At 63.4% G+C, this 16,815-nt stretch carries 17 protein-coding genes; 7 read left to right on the top strand and 10 right to left on the bottom strand.

The features are described from left to right. Positions 1–38: 38 nt before the first annotated feature. The 3 genes from CFB81_RS36305 to CFB81_RS28370 form a co-directional block, all read right to left on the bottom strand. Positions 39–230, bottom strand: coding sequence for a hypothetical protein (locus CFB81_RS36305; protein WP_069619657.1), 192 nt, complete (start codon positions 228–230; stop codon positions 39–41). A 236-nt stretch (positions 231–466) separates the two neighbouring features. Then, entirely contained in the window at positions 467–946 is a 480-nt protein-coding gene (locus CFB81_RS28375; RefSeq protein WP_050013484.1) for a nuclear transport factor 2 family protein, read from the bottom strand. Between the two features lie 64 nt (positions 947–1,010). After that, complete coding sequence (locus CFB81_RS28370) at positions 1,011–1,616, bottom strand: TetR/AcrR family transcriptional regulator (RefSeq protein ID WP_069619658.1); 606 nt, start codon at positions 1,614–1,616, stop codon at positions 1,011–1,013. A 169-nt stretch (positions 1,617–1,785) separates the two neighbouring features. Between CFB81_RS28370 and CFB81_RS28365 the strand changes: the two genes are divergently transcribed. Next, positions 1,786–2,424: a GNAT family N-acetyltransferase gene (locus tag CFB81_RS28365; RefSeq protein WP_089437345.1), complete on the top strand. Its 639-nt coding sequence runs from the start codon at positions 1,786–1,788 to the stop codon at positions 2,422–2,424. Beyond that, positions 2,421–2,837, top strand: a complete 417-nt coding sequence (locus CFB81_RS28360) for a hypothetical protein (protein ID WP_089437344.1) — start codon at positions 2,421–2,423, stop codon at positions 2,835–2,837. The genes CFB81_RS28365 and CFB81_RS28360 overlap by 4 nt, the downstream gene beginning before the upstream one ends. Positions 2,838–3,199: 362 nt before the next feature. Here CFB81_RS28360 and tdh read toward each other — a convergent pair whose 3' ends face one another. Both tdh and CFB81_RS28350 read right to left on the bottom strand, forming a co-directional pair. Beyond that, positions 3,200–4,228, bottom strand: a complete 1,029-nt coding sequence (tdh, locus tag CFB81_RS28355) for an L-threonine 3-dehydrogenase (RefSeq protein WP_011548747.1) — start codon at positions 4,226–4,228, stop codon at positions 3,200–3,202. A 13-nt stretch (positions 4,229–4,241) separates the two neighbouring features. Further along, the gene (locus CFB81_RS28350) at positions 4,242–5,441 is read right to left on the bottom strand and encodes a glycine C-acetyltransferase (RefSeq protein ID WP_089437343.1); all 1,200 of its coding nucleotides are present in this window, start codon (positions 5,439–5,441) and stop codon (positions 4,242–4,244) included. A 158-nt stretch (positions 5,442–5,599) separates the two neighbouring features. On the opposite strand from CFB81_RS28350, the gene CFB81_RS28345 reads away from it, so the two are divergent. The 3 genes from CFB81_RS28345 to CFB81_RS28335 all read left to right on the top strand — a co-directional run bounded on the left by CFB81_RS28345 (position 5,600) and on the right by CFB81_RS28335 (position 7,855). Further along, positions 5,600–6,211, top strand: a complete 612-nt coding sequence (locus CFB81_RS28345; protein ID WP_069619663.1) for a helix-turn-helix domain-containing protein — start codon at positions 5,600–5,602, stop codon at positions 6,209–6,211. 141 nt (positions 6,212–6,352) lie between these two features. Beyond that, on the top strand, positions 6,353–6,730 hold the full coding sequence (locus CFB81_RS28340) for a DUF2471 family protein (protein WP_069619664.1): 378 nt from the start codon (positions 6,353–6,355) through the stop codon (positions 6,728–6,730). 102 nt (positions 6,731–6,832) lie between these two features. Further along, positions 6,833–7,855, top strand: a complete 1,023-nt coding sequence (locus tag CFB81_RS28335; RefSeq protein WP_089437342.1) for a tyrosine-type recombinase/integrase — start codon at positions 6,833–6,835, stop codon at positions 7,853–7,855. Positions 7,856–7,991: 136 nt separating this feature from the next. Here CFB81_RS28335 and CFB81_RS28330 read toward each other — a convergent pair whose 3' ends face one another. Continuing rightward, positions 7,992–9,173 carry a DNA-binding protein gene (locus CFB81_RS28330; RefSeq protein ID WP_089437341.1) on the bottom strand — a complete coding sequence of 394 codons (1,182 nt, stop codon included), beginning with the start codon at positions 9,171–9,173 and terminating at the stop codon, positions 7,992–7,994. A 1,822-nt stretch (positions 9,174–10,995) separates the two neighbouring features. On the opposite strand from CFB81_RS28330, the gene CFB81_RS28320 reads away from it, so the two are divergent. Then, positions 10,996–12,363: a replication initiation protein gene (locus CFB81_RS28320; protein ID WP_069619667.1), complete on the top strand. Its 1,368-nt coding sequence runs from the start codon at positions 10,996–10,998 to the stop codon at positions 12,361–12,363. Between the two features lie 93 nt (positions 12,364–12,456). Here CFB81_RS28320 and CFB81_RS28315 read toward each other — a convergent pair whose 3' ends face one another. Both CFB81_RS28315 and parA read right to left on the bottom strand, forming a co-directional pair. Next, complete coding sequence (locus tag CFB81_RS28315; RefSeq protein WP_069619668.1) at positions 12,457–13,518, bottom strand: ParB/RepB/Spo0J family partition protein; 1,062 nt, start codon at positions 13,516–13,518, stop codon at positions 12,457–12,459. A gap of 23 nt (positions 13,519–13,541) precedes the next feature. Beyond that, on the bottom strand, positions 13,542–14,204 hold the full coding sequence (gene parA / locus CFB81_RS28310; RefSeq protein WP_006480195.1) for a ParA family partition ATPase: 663 nt from the start codon (positions 14,202–14,204) through the stop codon (positions 13,542–13,544). A gap of 987 nt (positions 14,205–15,191) precedes the next feature. Here parA and arsC point away from each other — a divergent pair. After that, complete coding sequence (arsC, locus tag CFB81_RS28305; protein WP_089437526.1) at positions 15,192–15,548, top strand: arsenate reductase (glutaredoxin); 357 nt, start codon at positions 15,192–15,194, stop codon at positions 15,546–15,548. A 138-nt stretch (positions 15,549–15,686) separates the two neighbouring features. Here the strand turns inward: arsC and CFB81_RS28300 are convergent, their stop codons facing one another. Together CFB81_RS28300 and CFB81_RS28295 are read right to left on the bottom strand one after the other, a co-directional pair. Next, positions 15,687–15,905 carry a zf-HC2 domain-containing protein gene (locus CFB81_RS28300; RefSeq protein ID WP_069619670.1) on the bottom strand — a complete coding sequence of 73 codons (219 nt, stop codon included), beginning with the start codon at positions 15,903–15,905 and terminating at the stop codon, positions 15,687–15,689. Continuing rightward, complete coding sequence (locus tag CFB81_RS28295; protein ID WP_050013473.1) at positions 15,883–16,482, bottom strand: RNA polymerase factor sigma-70; 600 nt, start codon at positions 16,480–16,482, stop codon at positions 15,883–15,885. Before CFB81_RS28295 ends, CFB81_RS28300 begins: the two co-directional genes overlap by 23 nt. Between the last annotated feature and the right edge of the window lie 333 nt (positions 16,483–16,815).

Genomic DNA, 16,815 nt, shown 5'->3' with positions numbered 1-16,815 from the left:
GAGGGTCATGCCCGGCGCGCATGCCGGGCGGCGCTTCGTCAATCGGTCTGCGCCGAGCGACGCACGATGCGGTTGCCCACGTGTGCGAACGCCGCCGATGCGCCGGCGTGAAGTCGAGCGGTGAGCGACGACACATCGCAACGCGCACTGCTTGCGCGGTTTTTCATCGCAAGCCGAAGGATGATCCGATCGGTGAGTTGCACGTGTCGCTCGCGCACACCGATCGTCAATGCACGATCGCTTCGACACGGTCGGTGAAATGCATCGCGCGGTGACGCGCACCGCTGCACTTCGACGTATGCACCGCTTTACCGTGCGATGTCGCGTCGACCTGTTCAACGCACACAGTCCGACGCGACATTTCACCTCGTCCCGAAAAATCTCACCTTCAGCGGCAGGCTCCCGAATTTCCTCACCGTTGAACCTCCGATGATGCGTTCGCCAATCCTTTGAACGGGCGCGAGCTTCACAGCCCGAGGTCGGACAGCCCTGGATGATCGTCCGGACGACGGCCGAGCGGCCAGTGATAAAGACGGTCCGCCTCGCGAATCGGCAGATCGTTGATGCTCGCGTGACGATGCGCCATCAGGCCGTTTTCGTCGAACTCCCAGTTCTCGTTGCCGTACGAACGGAACCAGTTGCCGGCATCGTCATGCCACTCGTACGCAAAGCGCACCGCGATGCGATTGCCGTCGAACGCCCACAGCTCCTTGATCAGCCGGTAGTCGAGTTCGCGCGCCCACTTCCGCTGCAGCAGCGCGACGATCTCGTCGCGGCCCGTCACGAATTCCGCGCGGTTGCGCCAGCGGCTTTGCGGCGTATAGGCGAGCGACACGCGTTGCGGGTCGCGCGTGTTCCATCCGTCCTCGGCGGCACGCACTTTCTGGCGCGCCGTTTCAAGCGTGAAGGGCGGAACGGGCGGACGAACTTCGGGGGAAGCGGACATGGATTGCTCCTGTTCAGGGTTCTGGCTGCGAACGCACGCAGCCGGTTCGGATTCGCTGCGTCGGCTACCGCGATACGGTATCGAGCAGCAGTTCAGCCGTCGCGCGCGCATCGCGCGCGGCGTTTGCATCGCCACTGACGAGCGCCACGCCGATCGCGCCGTCGATCAACACGAGCCACTGACGCGCGATGCGCGCGAGCCCGCGGCGCGCGACGCCGGTTTCGTCGGCATAGGCGTCGAAGCGTTCGCGCACGAACGCCAGCAGGCGTGCCTTGTGCATGCGGGCGACGACGCGCACGGGATCGTCGGCGTCGGGTATCTCGCCCGACGCATTCAGGAACGCGCAGCCGTGAAAGTCGGGCTGCCCGAACCAGTCGCGCAGCACGTCGAACATGCCGAGCAGTTGCGCGCGCGGCGCGTGGCCGCGCGCCAGCGTGGCATCGACGAACCAGCGCATCCAGCGCTCGTCGCGGCGTTCAAGCGCGGCGACGACCAGCGCCTCCTTCGATTCGAAATGCGAATAAAAGCTCTTTCGTGCCGCGCCGGATCGCTTGACGATCGCATCGACGCCGGTCGCATGGATGCCGCCCGAATAGATCAGCGCTTCGGCCGCGTCGAGCAGCCGGTCGCGAACGCCCGGTTCGCCGGAGGAGTCGAGAGGTGTATTCATGGGTTTACGGTAGAACGATCGTTCTCCGTCGTCAATACCCGGATGAAAAGGCCCTGTCGGTGGAAGGGCTGAAGCGCGATCGGACGGCGCGCGTTTACGACATTTTTTCTTGAGGCCGATAGGGGACGCTCACTACACTTCGGTCACCCTGTCTACGCACAAGGACATCATGCAGCGACCGGAATCCGCGCGCCCCGCGCGCGCCTATGCGGCTTATGCGAAGCGACTCGATGGCCGCGTCGTCGTGCGGCGCTTCGATCCGCGCAGCGATTCGTACGACGTACTGACCGCGCTGCTACATCGCGCGTTCGCGCCGCTCGGCACACTGGGCTTCAATTGCCCAGGCGTCGATCAGCCGGCGTCGGCGACGCGCGAACGCATGCTCGCCGGCGAGTGCTTCGTCGCGCTCGGCAACGCGCATCTGGTCGCGACGATGACGATGCAATCGTACGATCCCGATTCCCGCTGCGATTCGTTTCGCAGCCGGCGCGTCGCGACGCTCGGCCAGCTGGCCGTCGATCCCGTCTGGCACGGCCGCGGTATCGGCCGTTCACTGCTCGCGTTTGCGCAACATCGGGCCGCCGCGCGCGGCGCGACACACCTCGCACTCGACGCGCCGCATGCGGCGGTCCGGCTCGTCGACTTCTATCGCCGCGAAGGATTTCAACTGGTCGACGTGATGCGTTTTCCAGGACACAACTACGACAGCGCGATCCTGTGCAAGGCGGTCAGTATCGCGAACGCCCGCATGTGTGCGGTCGGCACGACGCAGATCGAGGTGGCGCGGCAAGCCGGTGCGGTGTCATGAGACGCGAGGCGCCGAAGCGCGACCACGGCGACGATCACGCCCGGCTCAACGCCAGGCAGGCACGTGTGCGTGCCGCGCTGCGACTGCGCGGCGTGATGAAGCTGACGATCGTCACGATCGCGGTTGCGCAGGCGCTGACGTTCGCGTTCGAAAGCCTGCTGGCCGCGGCCGGATTCGCGCCGGACGCCGCGACGGTGCTGCTGTTTCGCTTCGTGACGTATGCGCTCGTCAGCTTCTGGCTGCAGGCCGATGCATTGCATGCGTATCAGTACGCGGCGCAGCACGGGTTCATCACGATTCCCGGCACGCATGGCGATCCGGTCGACATTGCGCCGCAATGCCCGAAGCGCTGGCTCGTCGTGTTGTATCTTCAGCTCGAACCGCGATGGACGAAGGGTGAACGGAGCAAGTAACGATCGGCGCACCATTGGGTGCCGTGCGCCGAGTGCATGAGTGAGTCGCAACGATATTCGCGGGCTCACGGTTGAGGTTCCGATTCCATTCGGCGTCGCGTGCGGTGCGTCGCGAACGATCGCCCGGCATGTGGAAGGGTGCGGAAGGGACAAAGCGAAGCAGAGGCAGACGGGTGAAGCAAACGTGCGATTGCCCTTCACCGATGCGAAATCGCGCTGCGATTCGGCGCGCGAACACACCTCCCGAATAATCTCACCTCAAGCGCTGAATCACGTGTGTCGACGCGCGACGGTGCACGCGCAAATGAAAACGGGGCGGCCGGCCAACGTGCCGCGCCGCCCCGTCTCTGTCGACACCCGGCTCAGGCCGTCCAGTCGAGAATCACCTTGCCGCTTTCGCCGGACAGCATCGCGGCGAAGCCTTGCTCGTAATCGTCGGCCGCGAAGCGATGCGTGATGATCGGCGACAGGTCGAGGCCGCTTTGCAGCATCGCGACCATCTTGTACCAGGTCTCGAACATCTCGCGACCGTAGATGCCCTTGATCTCGAGCCCCTTGAAGATCACCTGGTTCCAGTCGATGGCCGTCTGCGCGGGCGGGATGCCGAGCAGCGCAACCTTGCCGCCGTGGTTCATCGCCTCCAGCAGGCTCGTGAACGCGCTCGGCACGCCCGACATCTCCAGACCGACGTCGAAGCCTTCGGTCATGTGCAGGTCGGCCATCACGTCACGCAGCGACTCGCGTGCGACGTTGACCGCGCGCGTCGCGCCCATCTTGCGCGCGAGCTCCAGCCGATAGTCGTTGATGTCGGTGATGACGACGTTGCGCGCGCCGACATGCTTCGCGATCGCGACGGCCATGATGCCGATCGGGCCCGCGCCGGTGATCAGCACGTCTTCGCCGACGAGGTTGAACGACAGCGCCGTGTGCGTCGCGTTGCCGAACGGATCGAAGATCGACGCGAGATCGTCGGAGATCTCCGGCGGAATCTTGAACGCGTTGAACGCCGGAATCGCCAGGTATTCGGCGAACGCGCCTTCGCGGTTCACGCCGACGCCCACCGTGTTGCGGCACAGATGCCGGCGCCCGGCGCGACAGTTGCGGCAGAAACCACAGGTGATGTGGCCTTCGCCGGACACGCGATCGCCGATCGCGAAGCCGCGCACTTCCTGCCCCATCTCGACGATCTCGCCGACATATTCGTGACCGACGTGCATCGGCACCGGAATCGTCTTCTGCGCCCAGTCGTCCCACTTCCAGATATGGATGTCGGTGCCGCAGATCGCCGTGCGGCGGATCTTGATCAGCACGTCGTTGTGGCCGACTTCGGGGCGCTTCACGCGCGTGAGCGTGAGGCCGGGGCCACGTTCGAGCTTTGCCAGTGCTTTCATGGTCGCGCCTCCGTCAGATGATGCCGAGCGACTTGCCGACGCGCACGAACGCGGCGACCGTCTGGTCGATCTGTTCGGGCGTATGCGCGGCGCTCATCTGCGTGCGGATGCGCGCACGGCCGCGCGGCACCACGGGGAACGAGAAGCCGATCACATAGACGCCTTCGCCGAGCAGCTTGTCGGCCATGTTCGTCGCGAGCTGCGCGTCGCCGAGCATCACCGGGATGATCGGATGCGCGCCGGGCACGAGCGTGAAGCCGGCCTCGGTCATCTGCTTGCGGAACCGCGCGCCGTTCTCGCGCACGCGCTCGCGCAGCTTCGCGCCTTCGTCGCTGCCGAGCAGCTCGAGCACCTTCAGCGATGCCGCGGCGATGCTCGGCGTGAGCGTATTCGAGAACAGATACGGACGCGAGCGCTGGCGCAGCAGCTCGATCACCTCGCGACGCGCGGCGACATAGCCGCCCGACGCGCCGCCGAGCGCCTTACCGAGCGTGCCGGTGATGATGTCGACGCGGCCTTCGACGCCGCAGTGCTCGGGCGTGCCGCGGCCATGCGTGCCGATGAAGCCGACTGCATGCGAATCGTCGACCATCACGAGCGCGCCGTAGCGATCGGCGAGATCGCAGATGCCTTTCAGATCGGCGATGATGCCGTCCATCGAGAACACGCCGTCGGTTGCGATCAGCTTGTGGCGCGCGCCCGCGGCGTCGGCTTCCTTGAGCTTCGCCTCGAGGTCGGACAGATCGTTGTTCTTGTAGCGCAAACGCTTCGCCTTGCACAGGCGAATGCCGTCGATGATGCTCGCGTGATTCAGCTCGTCGCTGATCACCGCGTCGTTCTCGTCGAGCAGTGTCTCGAACAGCCCGCCGTTCGCGTCGAAGCAGCTCGAATAGAGGATGCTGTCCTCGGTGCCGAGAAACGCGGCCAGCGCGCTTTCCAGTTGCTTGTGGACGGTTTGCGTGCCGCAGATGAAGCGCACCGATGCCATGCCGAAGCCGTCCTGGTCGAGGCCGGCCTTCGCCGCGTCGATCAGGCGAGGATCGTTCGCCAGACCCAGATAGTTGTTCGCGCAGAAATTGAGCACGCCGGCGCCGCCGGCGAGCCGCACGGCTGCCGCCTGGGGACTCGCGATCTCGCGCTCGGTCTTGTAAAAACCGTCCGCGCGGATCTGGTCGAGCGTCCCGCGCACCTGGGCGAGAAAGGCATCACGCATCGCAAAGCTCCTGACAGGGTTTCGCATTCCGCGGCGCACGGCTCGTGGCGGCGCAACGGCCTGCTACTGTTATAGTCGGTCGTTCGGTTGACCGCATTTATCCGATATTCCGAACTAGAATTCGAAATATCGAACAACTCTAAGCGAACGGAATCCAAATGGCAAGTTCCTCCGGATCGCGGCGCATGCCTGCCGACGCCGCCCCGCAGCCGCCGGCCGCGACCCCGCCGCGCGTCGGCGAGCAGATCCAGCGGCTGCGCAACGAGCGCAAGCTGACGCTCGACGACCTGTCGCGCGCAGCCGGCGTATCGAAATCCATGCTCTCCGAGATCGAGCGCGACAAGGCCAACCCGACGATCGCCGTCGCATGGCGGCTGACGAACGCGCTCGGCATCACGCTCGACGAACTGTTCTCGCAGCCGAAGGCGCCCGAGACGATCCGCGTGGACGGCCCGCACGACATTCCGACGCTCGCCGGCCACGACGGCCGGTACCAGTTGCGCGTATGGGGCCCGATCGAACTCGCCGGCAAGTTCGAGTGGTACGAGTTGACGCTACCGGGCGGCGGCGCCCTGATATCGAACGCGCACGAACCGGGCACGCGCGAGCACCTCACCGTGCTGCAGGGCGCGATGGAAATCGAGGCCGCCGCGGCCAGCCGCCGATTGAAGGCGGGCGACACCGCGCGCTACCCCGCCGACGAGCCGCATGCGATCCGCAATCCCGGCAAGGCCGAAGCGCGGGCACTGCTGATCGTGATCCATCGCTGACGGCGCGTATAGCTGGCCAAAAGGTCAGTCGCAGGCCTGTTGCGGAAAATACTGTATGTTTGTACAGTATACGGACATTCCGCCATGCATGGGCCGGAGCCGGCGCACCGAGGCGCCCGTCCCGGTCGACAGGAGCCTGCAATGACAGAAGAACAAGATTTGGCCGCGCTCAGCTTCAAGGCTGCCGCGCATGACCTCGAATTGATCGTTCGCCATATCGCCGGGCGCTACATCCGTCAGCGCGTGCCGCTGACGTGGCGCCTGCTGCATGCGATCGAAGCCGAAGCGCTCGCCGATCTCGGCTTTGCCAGCCGGCACGACGCGGGCATGCGTCAACTGTTCGAACGGCCGTCGGACATGACGTTTCCCGAAACGGACGATCCGATCGACTTCGGGCGCTCGAATGCGCTGCCCGCGGTCTTTTCGTTCGCCGTTCTCGCGTACGAAGCCGCGGCAAACGCGCAGGACACCGCGCGTCCCGCGCGTCCGCACCGCCAGTCCAAGGCGTGGGGCGACTGACGGCCCAGCCCGGCCGCCGCGCATGGCGGCCGGTTCACCCGCTTGCTGCCCGATACGTTGCGGAAAAGGGCTACCATATACGCAACTAACGGAATTACTACCATGTCTCTTCCCGCCTCTCCCCACACGACCTCGCCGGAAGAAAAGGATCTGTTCGACCGCGATGCGTCCGACTGGGTCGCCTCGCCCGAAGCCGCGTTCGACGCGTGGCTGGCGATGCAGGACTATCGCCGCTCGTCGGCCGACGTCTATCGCGCACAATGGGGCGCGTTTCTCGCGTGGATGCGTGCACATCAAAAGAATCTGGCGACGGTCGATACGCCGACCATCGCGAATTTCGTCGGCGAACTGCCGATCAAGAAAACGCAGCGAATGCGCTATCTCCGGCTCATCGAGCGTGTGCTCGATCATGTCCGCCGCACCGAGTACGCGTCGACCAATCCGGCCCGCTTCATTGCTCAGGATGGCGAAGCGAATTGGCGCAAGGCGCGCGACAACGAACCGACCGGTTTCCTCACGCCTGCGGAACGTGCGACGTTGCTCGCGTATCTGTTTTCGCCGATCGGCGTATCGGGTTCCGCGTACTGGAAGGAGCGCCGCGACCGCGCGCTCGTCGCCGCGTTTCTCGGTGCCGGCATCAAAACCGGCGAAGCGCGCGCACTTACGATTAGTTGCATCAATACGAGCGGCACGTCGCTGCGGATCGAGTCGACGCATCCGGACTACTCGCGCGACACCCATCTGGCCTCGTTCGCCATTGCGTTGCTCGAAGCCTGGCTCACCGAACGCAAACGCCAGGAGATTCCGGGAGAGCTCCTCTTCCCCGCATCGCATGCCGGGCGGCCGATGCACAAGGCGACGATGCTGCGCGCGATCGACGCGATCGTCGAATCGGCCGGGCTCACGTCGTCACGCACGGCGCGCGCCAGCCCGCAAACATTGCGCAATACCTACGCGGCCGAACTGTTCGAGCACGACGTGCCGCCAGAGCGCGTCGGCAAATGGCTGGGCTTCATGCGGCCGATCTCGTCGAATCGCCTGCATCGTGCATGGAAAAACTGGCGTGACGGGCTGGCCGACAACAACGGTGACGGTGACGCGTCCGACGGCGACGAAACTCACTGATCGGGAAACGGCTGCTCACACGAAACGATCCGTGAGCAGCCTTGCGTGGCACAGGCTCACCGTTTCATGGCTCCCGAAAAACCTCACCTCAAGCTTCCCGGATCCTCTCACCTGTGCGGCGGCGCCGGCGTCCGGGTCAGGTCTGCGCAAAACGCGCGACGGCTTCGAAGCGGGACGGCCATGCGCCCGACGCGTGCTCGCACTCGGGGCATGCGACTTCAAAACCCTCGTTCCCGTGTGACAGTTCCGGTTCGCCGTCGCAATGCGGGCACCGGGTCGGCGCCGGAATCTCGTGATCCAGGGAGGTGCCGATCGCGGCATACGCGTCCGCATCGAGTCGTCCCGCGTCGGCCAGGCGCCGGATCAGTGCGGCGATTTCCGGACTCATTCCGCGGTTCGCGCGCAACGAATTCATGTCGCGCGTGGCGCGCTCCAGTTCGTCGCTCTGGGCACGCAACTGTTCTTCGAGCCGGTCGGCACGCGCCTTGGCCGAACTCAACTGCTGCAGGAAATCGAATTCCTTGCGCTGGACGTCGCGCAACCCGCTCTGGTAGGTCGACGCCATGCTGCGCAACGAATCCAGTTCGACCAGCATCGGCTTGACGCGGCGTTCGGCTTCAGCCACCGCATCCTTGATTTGCTGCGCGTAATGCTCGGTGCGCTGCTGCAATTCGGCTTGCAGCGCATCGATGCGGTCGCGTAGTGCGGCGTTCTGAGCCTGTTCGGCATCGATCCGGCCGGCAGCCGTGGCCAGTTCCTTTTCCAGCCGAGCGACTGTGGTGAGCAGCGTCGCTTCGCTTGCCGAGCCGTGGGTGGTCTGCGACGCAAGCTGAACCTCGAGTTCCGTTACCCGCGCCTGTAATTGCTCGTTTCTCGCTTCACCGCGCGCGAGCGCGCTCTCAAGCGTTTCCTGACGGACGGCGGCGTCGCGCAACCGTTGTTCCGCGTCGGCCATGTCGGCACGCACTTGCTCGCGATCCGCATCGAGGCTGTCGCGCGCGATTTTCAATGCCTCTTCATAGAGTGCGCCGAGCAACGCGCCGGCCTTTTCCTCGACAGCCTTCGGGATCGCCGCGCCGTCGAGCCGGATCTTCGAGGCTGAACGGATGCGCTCCCAGAAATGGTCGATGTCTTTCGGGATGTCGCTGGCGCTGCCGGTCTGGGTGAGATCACGGACGTTGGCGGCCGACGGCCGGATGCCGAGATCGAAGAACAGGCGCTTGCACGCATGCAGCGACAATTCCTGACGTCGTGCACCGCTCGCGCGCAGCGATTCCAGTTCTTCCCGAATGACTTGACGCATTTCGTCCAGGGTCATGGCCATACTCGTAGACAATGAAGTGTGGCAATCATAACGAAATACGTGTTTTTTGATACTTCTTTCGAGGGTCCGTTGTGAATTTACGTCGTTTTGCACAGAAACAGGATCTGTGGGCCCATCCCGCTGAAGGTGGCCTGGAATTCCGTGAAACAAAGCGAAGAAAGTCCGCCAAGTCCTTGTGCTGCAAGTGATTTTCCGCCAACCCCGAATTCGAGCATTTGTTTCACATGACGGCAGATCCGATTGCCTGTGGGTGTTCAGGGGTTGGGGTGTCTGTGGAAAACTCGTCAGCCGATGGTTTGAGAGTATTAGAAGTAAACACCCTTGAACCCTTAGTTAAAAACGTTAACGCCACGGCACAGCCTTATGGTGCAAGGCTTTCCGGCCGACAAGGTGAAGTTTTACGGGAGCCAAGGTGATCTTCTGCGGGAGCTGACGTGATGGGGTTCAGGGAGCTGCGTGAGCCGATGCAGGAAGGGTCGTGAGCGGATTCGGGATCACAGTAAAACAAGCGTTTTCCCACAGGTGAGGGTTTTCGGGGCTGCACAGCCGCGGAACCCGCACTGTGCCTGACTGCACAGTTTTCTGCCTGTGCAGACATAGGTGAGAATTTGCAGGACGTGCTTCGCGCCCTGATTCTCCCCATCTTTTGGGCAGATTGGGCGAAAGGTGAGGTTTCACGGGACTCGACGGGAATTTGCTGTGAGGATTTCCGGGAAGCGAACGCCATTTTGCACAGCAAAAGTGCTTTGGGGCACCTGTGATGCCCCAAAGGTGAGGCTTTTCGGGAGGGAAATCCGGGTTTTCCTGCTCCAATCCCCTTAAGGTGAGCTTTTTCGGGGCATCGATCACAGGCCGCGATCTCCGCCACAGGTGAGGCTTTCCGGGAGCCGTATTTGCTTAAAAAATGGTCAAAGGTGAGGCTTTTCGGGACTCTTGACGGGCCTGATTCGTCGAAAAGCCCGCCAGGACTGGCGGATATCTCATTTTTGCTGTGCCACTTTTTGGCACAGGTGAGACTTTTCAGGGGCCGACATCCGGTTGTCATATGACGGATTCCCGTCGAAAGGTGAGGTTTTTCGGGAGGTCTGCGCGATGCACAGCCAAATGCCTTCTGTGTATAAGTATCGGAAGAGATTGAGATTTTTGATACCGTGCCGGTTACGGTGAGGTTTTTCGGGAGTCGTTTCCGGACCCGCTGCGGTGCCGCACTTCTTCTGTAAGGTGAGCGTTTTCGGGAGTCATTGGCTGCCAGTCCCGCGTGTGTCGGACGTTCGTCGACATTCGGACGAATCCACATGCTGTGCTTAAGGTGAGAATTTTCGGGACCGGATACGATTCGCGCGCTGTACAATGCGCGCCCGGGCGGGTCAAGCCGCCGCCAATCGGGCCGCGCGTGCCGGTATCGATCGCGATTTTCCACGTGTCAAAGCCGAACCGATGTTCCGGCGGGCCGCGCCTGTACATGCATACAGGCCGATGGGCGGGGGTCCGGGACGAACGGTGAGGTGCAATCGCGACCCTGTGTCGAACTCACGGTTGCGCAGTCGCAAAATTACGACAAATCGAAAGGTGAGCCGATACGGGAACCAATTTCGCACGTGTCCTGCACAGGTGAAATTCTGTGAATCGGCGCATGCCGCGGCACGTCTGGACGAGTCCGGAACGCCGTACGGGCGGACCGGTGAGCGTTTTCGGGAGCGGTTCGGGTGAGTGCCGTTTTGCCGGCGCGCTTCACCGGCTATGGTGAGCATGTCGTTCTGGACGCACATCACCGCAGGCGCTATCCTTCCGGGAAACTTCTCCTCCGACCCGACGTATGGCCACGACGAAGCGCGCCAAGAAAACCGATGTGGATGTGGTGAGTGCCAGTTCAGCCGAATTGCGAAAGGCCGTCGAGGCGATCGCCATTCAGCCGAAGAGCGGCAAGATCACGCTCCTCACTCGCAAGCTGTTCAATGTCCTGCTGGCCGTCGCGCAGCAGGCCGACGACTCGGGCGACACGTATCGCGCGCTGCTGTCGGACATCGTCGCCAACTCCGCTTTCGATTCGAACGACACCGCGTTGGTGAAGGAGCACCTGCGCCGCATGGTGTCGGTGCAGGTCGAATGGAGCACGGGGACGTCGAGCCAGAAGCCCGGCCGCAAGTGGGGGATCTCCACGCTGATCGCCGATGCGGAAATTCTCGAGGATCCGGCCACCCGCCGCGTGTGGGTCGAATTCTCGTTCGCACCGAAGATCAAGAAGAAGCTGCTCGACCCCGTCCAGTATGCGCGCCTGAGCCTGCAGTTCCAGAGCCAGCTGCGCAGCAGCGCCGGTCTCGCGCTGTACGAAATCTGCGTGCGCTACCTGACGAACCCGAGCCACCTGACGATGCGCGAGCCGTGGGAATGGTGGCGGCCGATCCTGTCGGGTACGCCCGACACGGAAGCCGGCGACGAAGCGAAGCGCGAGTACAAGTACTTCAAGCGCGACTACCTGCGCCCGGCGATAGCGGAAGTCAACGCGGTCACCAACATCTTCGTCGAGCTGATCGAGCACCGTGAAGGGCGTCGGGTGGCCGAGATCCAGTTCCGCGTGACCGAGCGCAAGCAGCCGATGCTCGCGCTCGACGAACACCCGAATGTGTTCGACAGCACGCTGGTCGACCGGATGGTGAAGCTCGGGATCCCGTTGAAGGAAGCGCAGACGCTCTATGCGGACAGCGAGGAAAACCGGATTCGCGCTGCGCTGCAGATGACCGAGCAGCGGATGCGCAGCACGACGCTGCCGCCGGTGCGCAGCGCGCCGGCGCTGTTCAAGGATGCGCTGAAGAAGGGTTATGCGCCGCCGGTCGAGTCGGTCGACGCACTGCCGGCGGGCACGCCGTCCGCGAAGGTCGCGGCTGCCCAGCCGGACGATCTGAAGGCACGCCTACTGAGCGAGTTCGCGGCGTTCCGCCGCAAGGAAGCGAAGGTGCTGTACGAAGAGCAGGGCGACGCGGAGCGCGAAGTGGCGCGCGAGTCGTTCGAGTCGGAGGCATTGCCGACGATGGGCTCGCATCTGCGCGACGACTGGCGCAAGCGCGGCCTCGATTCCAAGCTGGCCGAGACGGCCTTTTTCGACTGGCTGGCCCAGAAGACCTGGGGCGAGCCGACGGACGGCGACCTGCTGTCGTTCACGCTGAACCAGTCGCGGGCCGCTTGACGCCCGCTCAGGCCCGCTGACGGGCCGCCGCCGGTCTCCACCCCTTGGTCGGGTGGGGCCGGCGTCCTCACCAGGCCCTGCCGGCCGCCTCCCTCACTCCGACAACAGCATCCGTTCGAGCTGCTCGAGGATCGCGTCGCGCTTGTCCTTCGGGAGGCCGCGCAGGCGCAGTTCGATGCGGTCTTCGCCATACGACTTCAGATCGCCCACCGACTTGCCGCCGAGCTTGATCTCGAGACGCTGCGCATAGCGTTGACGGCCGGCCGCCTTTGGCGTTTCCTGCGCCGCGACGCGGCCCTTGACGATGTCCGACACCTGGCGCGTGCTGAGATCGTCCGACACGATCTTGTTGATCAGCCGCAGCGTCGCCTCGGTGCCGCGCGCATTGTGATAACGGCCGACCTGATACGCCATGTTCGATCCGAAGCGATCGGGGCGCGCGACCATTTCCTGCATGATCGCTTCCGGCAACTTGCCGATCGACAACGCGACGGCCACCGTCGACTCGTCGAGGCCGAGGTGCTCGGAGAGTTCTTTCTGGCTCTGGAAATGCTTGTCGTCGAGGAAGCGGCGCCACACGACGGCGTTGTCGAACACCGTTTGCGAATCGCGCTGAACGTTGAGGTCGTAGCCGAGCTTGTAGCTCTGGATGCCGATCGGCACGTCGATCACGATCGCCTTGACCGACTCCTTGTTTGCTTCCTTCAGCGCCCGCACGCGGCGGCCGCCGTCGCTGACGAAATACGTGCCCGGATTGTCGTAATCCGGAATCACGTGGATGGCCTGCTGCTGACCCTGCTTCGCGAGGTTGACCGCGAGTTCGGCAATCGACGATTTCAGATAGAAGTGCCGCGGGTTGAACGGGCTGTGCTTGATCGTCTTCAGCGGCAGCTCGATCACTTGCCCCGGCGCATAGCGATTCTCGAGGCGCCACGCGCGATATTGCGGCGATTCGTCGATCGACGGGTCGATCGTGAATTCCGGAGCAGGCGGCGGGGCGATGTCCTTCTTCGCGGATTTGGTCGATGCCGGGGGCGGCGTCTCGGACTTGACGATGCCGTCGATCGCATTGAGCCGATCAAGCGCCGTGCGCTTCTCGCTCGTCGTGATATCCGGGCGCGCTTGGAATCCTTTGGCAAATTGGGAAGGTTTCATGTGACTCCTTTATGCGCATAAAGTCAGGGCAGCATGGCGACGATTTCGTCGGCACATGCGCGAATTTCGGCGGCCGCCAGCTTGCCGCCGCGGTCGTTCATCTGCAGCACGGTCTGACCGAGCGCCATCGCTTGCTTGTACGCTTCCCGAGTCGGAATCTGTGTCTTCAGCAGCGGGAAGCCGAGTTCCTCGAGCGCACGCTTGAGCTCGCGGGTCAGCATGCGCTTCTCTTCGGTCTTGTTCAGCAGGAACACCGCGCGGAGGTCTTCGTTCATCACCTGCGCCTGCTGAATCAGTTTGACCAGTCCGACGCTCGACCAGTAATCGGCCGGCGACGACGATGTCGGGATCACGGCAATCGATGCGGCCAGCAGGACGACGCCGGAGACTTTCTCGGTGATCGACGGCGGGCAGTCCACGACGATGATGTCGTAGTCGTTGATGAACTTCTTGATCTCGCGATGGATCTGGCCGTCGGCTTCGGCCAGATTGACGACCGGAAACGGGATGCCGTTGTCGCTGTCGCCGGATGCACTCGACCAGTGAACCAGCGTGTTTTGACGGTCTGCGTCGATGACGAGGACGCGTTTCCCTTTTTCATGGAACGCGGCGCCGAGATGCATGGCAATCGTGCTTTTGCCGACGCCACCTTTTTGTTGAGTGACTGCAATGATTTCCGCGGCCAATTTTCACTCCTGTTTTGGTCGTTGGAATTCTACAGGACGATATTTGAATTTCAATGAAATTGTCGTTCGACAACTACGCGTTGGCCATTCGGACTATCGGTTTATGCGCATAAACGAGATGGCGGAGATGGGCGGCGCGTGTTGGCGGTGTGATGGATACGACGAGACCGATGCCGAGCGGTCGTCGCGGTGCTCGATGGGTGCGTCTTCATGGGCTACATCGCCGGGGCTGTTCGTCGCAGAGATATGTCTCGGTACACTGCCCTTTCGCTGGATGGGCAGCGTTGCCTGCGAGCCGCGGAGTTTGTGCGCATAAACTCTGCAGAGGTCGCGGCGATCAACTTCGTTGGGGAACCCGCCGCGCATTCGCGAGCGGGATGAGCGGTCTGCGAGGCTGAGCTGGATGTGCGCCGTCGATATCCATCGCGGAACCGATGTGCATCGAGGCAACGCCGTCTCGGCGCGCGGCGTTTATGCGCATAAACCAGACGCAAGGATGGCCCGCGGTGAAGGGCCGAAGGCACGAGCCTCGCCCGCGTCAGACGCGCAATGATGTCGTGCCGGGTCGATGGATTATCGATACAGTCATCGCCCGGCGCCGTTTCGTCTCGACATCCATCTACGTCAGCGTGCGTCTTGCACCGCGCCTCACAATCGCAGGCTTTATGCGCATAAACGCACCCGACGTGTCCCGCAATCACGCCCTTTCGCCACCGAGACCGCCCCTCACAGGGCATTGGTCAGGCTGATCACAGTTGCCGGTCCCGCGAAGCCGTTGCCGGGACTTTATGCGCATAAACATAACCGCATCTTTGAAGCGTCTCCCAGACACCAGACGCTCCGTCCTCCGATCACAGCACATCGCTAAACCGAACCGCCTCAGCGACCTGTCGAAAGGAAAACCACTCGATCTCGGTTGAACTGCCCCACCGAGCCCGTCAATGCAGACTAGCTACAATACAGGGCTCCACTATCCAGGCTTGAATGATGATCACGATCTACCACAATCCCCGATGCTCGAAGTCCCGCGAGACGCTCGCGTTGGTCGAGTCGCTGAATACCACCGGCGCGCCGCTGAACGTCGTCGAGTACCTGAAGACGCCGCCAACGGTCGAGGAAGTGGAAACGCTGCATCGGCAGCTCGGCCGCCCGGTTCGCGACATGCTGCGCGACGGCGAGGAGCCGTACAAGACGTTGAATCTGGCTCGCGCGGATCTGAGCGACGCCGAAGCCTACGCGGCAATCGCCGCTCATCCGATCCTGCTGCAACGCCCTATCGTCGTATATCGCGGCAAGGCGGCGATCGGTCGCCCGCCTGAATCGGTGAACGCGCTGTTCGAATAATTCTTGGCGGGCGTATTTTTCTTATTGCATCAGCGCCACCGAGTCCGGCCCGGCACACGCAACGGCAATCCAGGCCGACGCGACCGCCAGGCCGCACGCGCTAGTGGCCGGCGGAACGATACGTCGACATCCCGGCGCCTAGTCGCCGCCCGACGACGGTCCCTCATCATCGTCCGACTCCCGCCCCGCCGCCGCTTTCGCGGCCGTCCGCAACAGCGCGATCTGTCCGCGATAGGCGCGGCATCCGCTGCAGGTCGGCAGATGCACGCGCACCTGCAGACGCTCGTGCAGCGTCAGATGCCGATCGAGCGCATCCGACAGCAGTCGTGTCACGTCAGTACATTTCCCCGGCAGCATCTTCGGTCGTCAGTCCTTTTTCGCTCAGGCAGGTTCGCAGGCGCGTGCGCGCACGGTACAGCAGCACGCTGCAATGATTCGTCGTCAGCGTCAATTCGCTGCAGATATCCACAATCTCGACATCGAGGAATTCGCGCATCATGAATACGCGTCCGATCTGCTCCGGCAGATGGTCGAGGCAGACCTGGAACAGCGTCCAGAATTGCTGTTGCTGCAACAGCGTTTCGGGCTTCGGCCACGGTCGCGGTTTCGCATGCGCGGCCCAATGCCCGTTGTCCTTGAACAGTTCGCGATCGAGTACGGATTCGCCGTCGAGCTCCGCATCGAGCGCGGTCAGGCTCACCATCCGCTGCCGCGCGCGCAGCACGTCGATCAGCTTGTTGCGCAGGATCCCGAACACCCAGGTCTTGTGGGCCGACAGCCCCGCGAACTCGCCGGCATGCGACCACGCGGCGGCCAGCGCTTCCTGCACGGCGTCTTCGGCCGCGTCGGCATCGCGGAGCTGGAGTCGTGCGAAGCGCAGCAGGTCGCGCCGCAGTTGCGCGAGATAGGCGGGATCGTCGTGTGCGGACGGCATGTCTGGTTGCAGTGTCTCGAAGCAATGGCAATCGCGCGAGCGCCACGGGAGCGGGCGTCGCGGTGCGAGCAGCTTACTGGGCGCGGTCCGCGCCTGCAACGCAATGTTCCGTCACGAATTCACGGAACCGGCCGCCGCGCTGCGCTATGCTTGCCGAACCCCGTGTCGCGCGTCGACCACGCCGCGCGGCGGGCAATCTGTAACGTCAGAGCATAACGGTCGAGTTATCCACAATTTCTGTGGAAAACCTTGTGGAAAGTCGGCCGGACGGCCCCGTGGGACGGCTCGCGGGCTGGCTTGCCTATAAACAGACCTTTGTCGCCCATTCGGAAG

The organism is Burkholderia sp. AU28863 (assembly GCF_002223195.1).
Taxonomy (GTDB): Bacteria; Pseudomonadota; Gammaproteobacteria; order Burkholderiales; family Burkholderiaceae; genus Burkholderia; species Burkholderia sola.
The sequence above is the reverse complement of the archived record's forward strand: the minus strand, read 5'-3'. Positions and strand labels throughout refer to the sequence as shown.

Coding starts and splice junctions, on each gene's coding strand:
- CFB81_RS28345 (WP_069619663.1), top strand. CDS start 5,600: ATGGCAAGTTCCTCCGGATCGCGGCGCATGCCTGCCGACGCCGCCCCG.
- tdh (WP_011548747.1), bottom strand. CDS start 4,228: ATGAAAGCACTGGCAAAGCTCGAACGTGGCCCCGGCCTCACGCTCACG.
- CFB81_RS28340 (WP_069619664.1), top strand. CDS start 6,353: ATGACAGAAGAACAAGATTTGGCCGCGCTCAGCTTCAAGGCTGCCGCG.
- CFB81_RS28365 (WP_089437345.1), top strand. CDS start 1,786: ATGCAGCGACCGGAATCCGCGCGCCCCGCGCGCGCCTATGCGGCTTAT.
- CFB81_RS28320 (WP_069619667.1), top strand. CDS start 10,996: ATGGCCACGACGAAGCGCGCCAAGAAAACCGATGTGGATGTGGTGAGT.
- arsC (WP_089437526.1), top strand. CDS start 15,192: ATGATCACGATCTACCACAATCCCCGATGCTCGAAGTCCCGCGAGACG.
- CFB81_RS28315 (WP_069619668.1), bottom strand. CDS start 13,518: ATGAAACCTTCCCAATTTGCCAAAGGATTCCAAGCGCGCCCGGATATC.
- CFB81_RS28335 (WP_089437342.1), top strand. CDS start 6,833: ATGTCTCTTCCCGCCTCTCCCCACACGACCTCGCCGGAAGAAAAGGAT.
- CFB81_RS28360 (WP_089437344.1), top strand. CDS start 2,421: ATGAGACGCGAGGCGCCGAAGCGCGACCACGGCGACGATCACGCCCGG.
- CFB81_RS28350 (WP_089437343.1), bottom strand. CDS start 5,441: ATGCGTGATGCCTTTCTCGCCCAGGTGCGCGGGACGCTCGACCAGATC.
- CFB81_RS28300 (WP_069619670.1), bottom strand. CDS start 15,905: ATGCTGCCGGGGAAATGTACTGACGTGACACGACTGCTGTCGGATGCG.
- CFB81_RS28330 (WP_089437341.1), bottom strand. CDS start 9,173: ATGACCCTGGACGAAATGCGTCAAGTCATTCGGGAAGAACTGGAATCG.
- CFB81_RS28375 (WP_050013484.1), bottom strand. CDS start 946: ATGTCCGCTTCCCCCGAAGTTCGTCCGCCCGTTCCGCCCTTCACGCTT.
- CFB81_RS28370 (WP_069619658.1), bottom strand. CDS start 1,616: ATGAATACACCTCTCGACTCCTCCGGCGAACCGGGCGTTCGCGACCGG.
- CFB81_RS28295 (WP_050013473.1), bottom strand. CDS start 16,482: ATGCCGTCCGCACACGACGATCCCGCCTATCTCGCGCAACTGCGGCGC.